At 29.2% G+C, this 7,064-nt stretch carries 6 protein-coding genes; 5 read left to right on the forward strand and 1 reads right to left on the reverse strand.

What is annotated here, in order from left to right; all coding sequences use genetic code 11:
- Positions 1–932 (forward strand): NADP-dependent isocitrate dehydrogenase (locus ACRDBA_RS16795; protein ID WP_438574084.1); only part of this gene is annotated, 932 nt, incomplete at its 5' end.
- Positions 933–997: 65 nt separating this feature from the next.
- Positions 998–1,162, forward strand: coding sequence for a small, acid-soluble spore protein, alpha/beta type (locus tag ACRDBA_RS16800; RefSeq protein WP_438574085.1), 165 nt, complete (start codon positions 998–1,000; stop codon positions 1,160–1,162).
- A 134-nt stretch (positions 1,163–1,296) separates the two neighbouring features.
- Here ACRDBA_RS16800 and ACRDBA_RS16805 read toward each other — a convergent pair whose 3' ends face one another.
- Positions 1,297–2,529, reverse strand: coding sequence for an aminopeptidase (locus ACRDBA_RS16805; protein ID WP_438574086.1), 1,233 nt, complete (start codon positions 2,527–2,529; stop codon positions 1,297–1,299).
- Positions 2,530–2,701: 172 nt separating this feature from the next.
- Between ACRDBA_RS16805 and glsA the strand changes: the two genes are divergently transcribed.
- The 3 genes from glsA (at position 2,702) to coaE (ending at position 6,935) form a co-directional block, all read left to right on the forward strand.
- Positions 2,702–3,619, forward strand: a complete 918-nt coding sequence (glsA, locus tag ACRDBA_RS16810; RefSeq protein ID WP_438574087.1) for a glutaminase A — start codon at positions 2,702–2,704, stop codon at positions 3,617–3,619.
- An 88-nt stretch (positions 3,620–3,707) separates the two neighbouring features.
- Positions 3,708–6,323, forward strand: a complete 2,616-nt coding sequence (polA, locus tag ACRDBA_RS16815) for a DNA polymerase I (protein ID WP_438574088.1) — start codon at positions 3,708–3,710, stop codon at positions 6,321–6,323.
- 12 nt (positions 6,324–6,335) lie between these two features.
- The gene (gene coaE / locus ACRDBA_RS16820) at positions 6,336–6,935 is read left to right on the forward strand and encodes a dephospho-CoA kinase (protein ID WP_438574089.1); all 600 of its coding nucleotides are present in this window, start codon (positions 6,336–6,338) and stop codon (positions 6,933–6,935) included.
- The last annotated feature ends 129 nt before the right edge of the window (positions 6,936–7,064 follow it).

The following is a 7,064-nucleotide window of genomic DNA, read 5'->3' on the forward strand; positions in this document are numbered from 1 at the left end:
AAAGTCCAAATGGTACAATAAGAGCAATACTAGATGGGACAGTTTTTAGAGCGCCTATAACAGTAGAGTCAATTAAACCTTACGTAAGTAATTGGACAAAGCCCATAACAATTGCAAGACATGCTTATGGTGATGTTTATAAAGATGTTGAAATGAAAATTGAAGAAAAAGGTAAGGTTGAATTAGTTTTCACTGGAGAAAATGGAAGTGAAAAAAGAGAATTAATTTACAATTTTGAAGAAGAAGGAATAGTTCTTGGAATGCATAATAAAAATAAATCTATAGAAAGCTTTGCTAGAAGCTGCTTTAATTTTGCATTAGATTCTAAGCAAGATTTATGGTTTGCGTCAAAGGATACAATATCTAAAAAATATGATCATACCTTTAAGGATATTTTTGAAGAATTATATGAAAATGAATATAAAACAAAATTTGAAGAATTAGGTATAGAATATTTCTATACATTAATAGATGATGCAATAGCAAGAGTAATTAAATCAGAAGGTGGATATATTTGGGCATGTAAAAACTATGATGGAGATGTAATGAGTGACATGGTTGCAACTGCATTTGGTTCTTTAGCAATGATGACTTCTGTACTAGTATCACCTGAAGGGTATTATGAATATGAAGCAGCTCATGGAACAGTACAAAGACATTATTATAGACATTTAAAGGGTGGAGAAACATCTACAAACTCAATTGCAACTATATTTGCCTGGACTGGAGCTTTAAGAAAAAGAGGAGAGCTTGATAATATTGAAGAGCTTATAAGTTTTGCTGATAAATTAGAAAAGGCATCATTAGATACGATAAATAGTGGTTATATGACTAAGGATTTAGCTAGTCTTTCAACTATTGAAGATATAAAAGAATTAAATTCATTTGAATTTATAAAAGAAATTAGAAAAAATCTAGAAGCTATCTTATAGATAATAATACCAGAATAAAAACACCAAATTATCACAGAATAATGTTGTGATAAGGAGGTGTTTTTATGTCTCATAAAAATAATAAAAATTCAAAGGACAATAAAAAAGCAGGACAAAAAACAAAGGCTGAAGTAAAAAAAATGCAAGTGGAAACAGCTGATGAAGTAGGATATTCAAAGGAATCTAGAAAATTAGGTAAAGATAAACCTAAATGTGAAGATAGAAGCTAAGATAAAAGCATTTAATCTAGATTTATAAAGAAAAAATAAAAATCGAGCAAAATGCTCGATTTTTTATTATAAAATAATAGTATCTTAAAACTTATTTATAACTCAATAAGTAAATGAATTTAATTTATTACTATTTAAAATGCCCAGTTTCCTGATTCAAATATTTTAACTGACTCATTATTATAAGTAATCCCTGTAATTTCTAAATCAGATGTACCAATCATAAAGTCTTCATGTGTTAATGATACATTTACATTATTTGCTTCAAGCTCTTCTTTAGACATTTCAGTTCCACCTTCTATGCAAATAGGGTAAGCTTTACCAAAAGCTAAGTGACAAGCAGCATTTTCATCAAATAAAGTATTGAAGAAAATTAAGTTGGAGTTTGAAATAGGTGAATCAAAAGGAACTAATGCAACTTCACCAAGATATTTTGAAGATTCATCTGTATCTAGTAATCCTTTTAATACATCTTCGCCTTTTTCAGCAGAAAAATCTACAACCTTACCATCTTTAAATGTAAGTGAGAAATTATCAATTAAATTTCCACCATAACTTAAAGGTTTTGATGAAGTTACAGTACCGTTAACACCATCTTTTTTAGGTAAAGTGAAAACTTCTTCTGTAGGCATATTTGCATTAAATTCTAAACCGTTAGCACAGTTTTCTGAACCGCCTAACCAAATATGACCCTTAGGTAATTCTATAGTTAAATCTGTACCATTATTGTTTTTAAAATGAAGAGTTTTAAAATTCTTTTCATTTAAGAAAGTTAATTTTTCTCTTAGATTTTTATTATGTTGCTTCCATGCTTCTATAGGATCTTCCTTATCAAGTCTTACTACCTTGAAAATAACTTCCCATAATTTATTCATTGCATCTAAAGGAGTTTCGTTAGGGAATACTTTTAAGGCCCAAGCTTCAGTAGGAATTGAAACTATAGTCCATCTAATTTTATTTGACATTGTATATTCATAAAACTCTGTTAGAGCCACTTGACGAGCTTTTTGCATTGTAGCTATCTTTTCCATAGGAATACCTTTAAAGGCGTCAGGATTAGCAGCAGAGATTGAAATAACGTTAGCTCCAGTTCTTGCATAAGAATTATATGATTCAGCAACCCATTCAGGAACATAAGATAATGTTTCTAATGAGGCATGTTCTAGCTTTATTCTTTGTAATTTTTGATCTCCATAATGAACGACAACATCTTTTGCACCTGCTTCATAAGCAGCCTCAGCAATAGCTCTAGCAAATTCAGCACATTCAATTGGTGAATTAATTATTGTAGTTTGATCCTTTTGTACATTTACACCTGTTTTTACTGCAAGTTTAGCATATTTTTTTAACATTTGATTCATATCCATGTATGTCACCTCTTAAATATTTAGTATAGTTTCAATTTTCTCATAATATTCCAAAACAGTCCAGTATTTTATGTATTAGTTATTTTTTCTTGTAACTATCTATAATTATTACTATAATAAAAATATTCGAGTTTAGAGAATACTAAAGATAACATAAGATGAGGTGAAGTATATGTTTAATTTATTAGATACACTAGTAGAAAAAAACAGAGAGTATGGAAATGATGGAAAGCTTGCTTCTTACATACCAGCATTATTAGAAGCAAATCCTAGTGATTTAGGAGTTTGTGTCGTTGATTTAAAAGGAAAAGAATTTTCGGCAGGTGAATGTGATAAGAAATTTACAATTCAGAGTATATCTAAGGTTGTAACTTTAATATTGGCATTAAGAGATAATGGAAGAAACAATGTATTTAAAAAGGTTAATGTTGAACCTACAGGAATGGGATTTAATTCAATAGTAAACTTAGAGGCTACTGATGCAAAAAAACCATATAATCCTATGGTTAATGCTGGAGCTATAGTTACAACATCATTAATTGGTGGAGAAACAAAGGAAGAAAAATTTGAAAAAATATTAGACTTTATAAAGGTTGCTACTAATAACAACGATATTACAGTAAATGAAGAAGTGTATTTATCAGAAAAGGCAACTGGTGATACGAATAGAGCATTAGCATATTTTATGAGAGGGAATGGTATGCTTCAAGGTGATGTTGAAGATATTTTAGATCTTTACTTTAAGCAGTGTTCTATTGAAGTTACAGCAAGGGATTTAGCAAGGTTTGGAGCAGTTTTAGCCAATGATGGTGTAACTCCATGGAGCAATGAAAGGTTAATGGCAAGAGAAGTATGTAGAATAGTAAAAACTGTTATGGTTACATGTGGTATGTATGATGCTTCAGGAAAATTTGCAGTCCATGTAGGTATTCCAGCTAAATCAGGCGTAGGTGGTGGAGTTTTAGCTACAGTCCCTAGAAGATATGGAATAGGAATATTTGGACCATCATTAGATGAAAAAGGAAATAGTATAGCTGGCTTACATGTTATAAAAGATTTGTCAGATGAGTTAGATTTAAGTATTTTTTAGTTTGTTATTAATGATTTTAGGAAAAAATAATAGTATAATTTAATAAGATAAAAACCTAAGGCGTTAAAACCTTAATTTGGAGGAAAATATGAAAAGATTACTTATTCTAGATTCAAACTCTCTTTTACATAGAGCATTTTATGCAGTACCTGAGCTAACAACAAGTGAAGGTGTTCATACTAATGCAGTATATGGTTTTGCCAATATGCTATTTAAATTAAAGGATGAGTTAAAACCAGACTCAATAGTTGCTGCTTTTGATAGAAAGGCACCAACTTTTAGACATAAGGAGTATGATGAATATAAGGCAGGAAGAAAAAAGATGCCACCTGAGCTTGCAGAGCAATTTCCATTAGTAAAGGAATTATTATCATTATTAGCTATTAATACTTATGAAATAGATGGATTTGAAGCTGATGATATAATTGGTTCTTTAGCAAAGTATGCTGAAAAAAATGGAATAGAAGTTTATGTAGTTACAGGAGATAGAGATGCTCTTCAACTGGCATCAGAAAATATTCATGTTGTTATTAATAAAAGAGGGGTCACTGATATAGCTATTTATGATGAAAAAACATTTATAGCTGAATTTGGAGTTACGCCTACTCAATTTATAGATGTTAAAGGACTTATGGGAGATAAATCAGATAATATTCCAGGTGTTCCAGGAGTGGGAGAGAAAACAGCTTATAAATTAATACAAGAATATGGTTCTGTAGAAGAAGTGCTAAAAAATATAGAAAATGTAAAGGGTAAAAAGTTAAAGGAAAACTTAGAAAACTTTAGTGAACAAGCAATATTTAGTAAAAAGCTTGCAACTATAATGACAGAAGTTCCAATTGATTTTGATCTTGATGAAATATTAAGTCAAGAAGCTTATAATAAGGATAAAGTTAAAAAACTTTTATTAAAGCTTCAAATGAAATCAATTATAAGCAAATTACCTAATGATGGTTTAGAAGAAAGTGAAGAAAAAGTAGATACAGTTGATGTAGTAGAAGTAGATAGTATTTCTAAATTTAATGATATATTAAGTCTTTTAAAAGAAAAGATTTATGTTACATATGATGCTATAAATCCATCAAATTATTCTGAGCTTGAATTAGAAGGTTTAAGTATTTATCATAATGAAAAGGCTTTTGTAATAAAATTAAAAGAAATACTTAATGAAGATAGATCACAAGCAATAGAAATATTGAAAGAAATAATGGAATCAAAAGATATAGTTAAAGTAATTCATGATGGAAAGAATTTAGTAACAGCATTAAGGAAATTAGGGATTTACTTAAATAGTTTTGACTTTGATACTGCCATAGCAGCTTATTTAGTAGACTCTGCTAAAGGAGCTTACGATATAAATATTTTAGCTAATGATTATTTAGGTGAAGATATAGAAGGTGAAGGGATAGTTTTAAAGGGGAGACTAGTTTCAAAGCTTGAAGAACTTTATAATATCTTAAAAGATAAAATAAAAGCAGATAACATGGAAGAGTTATACTATAAAGTTGAGCATCCATTAATTTTTGTTTTATCATCTATGGAAGCATTAGGATTTAATGTTAACAAGGATAAGCTAGATGAGCTTGCAGAGATATTTAAAAAGGATATAGCTAGAACAGAAAAGGAAATCTTTAGTCTTGCAGAAGAGGAATTTAATATTAACTCTCCAAAGCAACTTGGAAAAATTTTATTTGAAAAGTTAGACTTACCTGTTATTAAAAAGACTAAAACAGGTTATTCAACTAATGCAGAAGTTCTAGAAAAGCTTCAAGATAAGCATGAGATAATACCAAAGATAACTTACTTTAGACAAATAACAAAACTTAATTCTACTTATGTGGAAGGTTTAAAAAATGTTATAGGAAAAGATGGATGTATCCATTCTAACTTTAATCAAACTGTAACAACAACAGGAAGATTATCAAGTACAGAACCAAACCTTCAAAACATTCCAGTAAGACATGAAATGGGAAGAGAAATAAGAAAGGTATTTATACCAATGGAGGCAAGTGATACACTTTTATCTTGTGACTACTCACAAATAGAACTTAGAGTGTTAGCGCATATGTCTGAAGATGAAAATATGATAGATGCATTTAACCATCATAGCGATATTCATACTAAAACAGCAGCAGAAGTATTTAAGATTCCAGTTGATGAGGTTACATCACTAATGAGAAGTAGAGCAAAGGCTGTTAACTTTGGTATAGTTTATGGAATAAGTGATTTTAGCTTATCACAAGATTTAAAAATAACTAAAAAAGAAGCAGCAGAATATATGGAGATATATTTTGATAGATATCCGAAAATTAAAGGATATTTAGATAAAGCAATAGAAGAAGCTAAAGAAAATGGTTATGTATTAACAATTTTAAATAGAAGAAGATTTATTCCAGAAATAAAATCATCTAATAGAATTGTTAAGGCTCTTGGGGATAGGCTAGCAATGAATGCACCTATACAAGGAAGTGCAGCAGATATTATTAAGCTTGCAATGGTAAATGTATATAAGAAGCTTGAAGAAAAGAAACTTGAAAGTAAGATGATTTTACAAGTTCACGATGAACTTATATTAAATGTAAAAGAACATGAATTAGAAGAGGTAAAAAAGATAGTTTCAGAAGAAATGCAAAATGTATTAGAAATGTCTGTACCTTTAGAAGTAGATATGAATTTAGGGAAAACTTGGTACGAAGCTAAATAAGGGGGCTTATTTATGATAAAAATAGGGTTAACAGGAGGAATAGGTTCGGGAAAAAGTACAGTTTCAAAGATGTTAGCTAATATGGGGATTACTGTTATTGATGCTGATTTGATATCAAAAGATGTCTTAGAAAAATATCCCGAAATATATGAGAAAATTAGAATAAACTTTGGTGAAGGTTTTTTTGACTGGAGAGGTGAGTTTAGAAGAAAAGAATTTGGAAATCACATTTTTAGATTTCCAAAGCAACGTAAGAAATATGAAGAATTAATAATTCCATACATAAAAAATGAGATTATGGATAAATTAAATCAGTATGAAAAAGAGGGGTTAAGGCTAGTAGTTCTTGATGCCCCTACATTAATTGAAAATGACCTTCATACAAATATGGATTATGTGATACTTGTTTCTGTAGATAATAATACTCAAATGCAAAGAATTAAAGAAAGAGATAAATTAGGTAGAGAAGATATTATTAATAGAATAAATTCTCAAATGCCATTAGAAAGGAAGAGGGAGTATGCAGATATTATTATTGATAATAATAGCACTCTCTTAAAAACTAAAAGTCAAATTGATGGGGTTGTAGAATTTTTAAGAACAATTTGCTAGTAAGGGGATGAATATGAAATTTAAAAAGATACTATTATTTATAATAGTTATTATAATAGCTTACTTTGGTACAAAATATTGTGTAAAGCAATATGTTTTTCCTTACAAATATACTGAATATATAAATGA

This window comes from Clostridium sp. (genome assembly GCF_051654825.1).
In the GTDB taxonomy this organism is placed as follows: domain Bacteria; phylum Bacillota; class Clostridia; order Clostridiales; family Clostridiaceae; genus Clostridium.

Excerpts from the sequence above, each read along its gene's own strand:
- polA (WP_438574088.1), top strand. The coding sequence starts at position 3,708 with ATGAAAAGATTACTTATTCTAGATTCAAACTCTCTTTTACATAGAGCA.
- ACRDBA_RS16805 (WP_438574086.1), bottom strand. The coding sequence starts at position 2,529 with ATGGATATGAATCAAATGTTAAAAAAATATGCTAAACTTGCAGTAAAA.
- glsA (WP_438574087.1), top strand. The coding sequence starts at position 2,702 with ATGTTTAATTTATTAGATACACTAGTAGAAAAAAACAGAGAGTATGGA.
- coaE (WP_438574089.1), top strand. The coding sequence starts at position 6,336 with ATGATAAAAATAGGGTTAACAGGAGGAATAGGTTCGGGAAAAAGTACA.
- ACRDBA_RS16800 (WP_438574085.1), top strand. The coding sequence starts at position 998 with ATGTCTCATAAAAATAATAAAAATTCAAAGGACAATAAAAAAGCAGGA.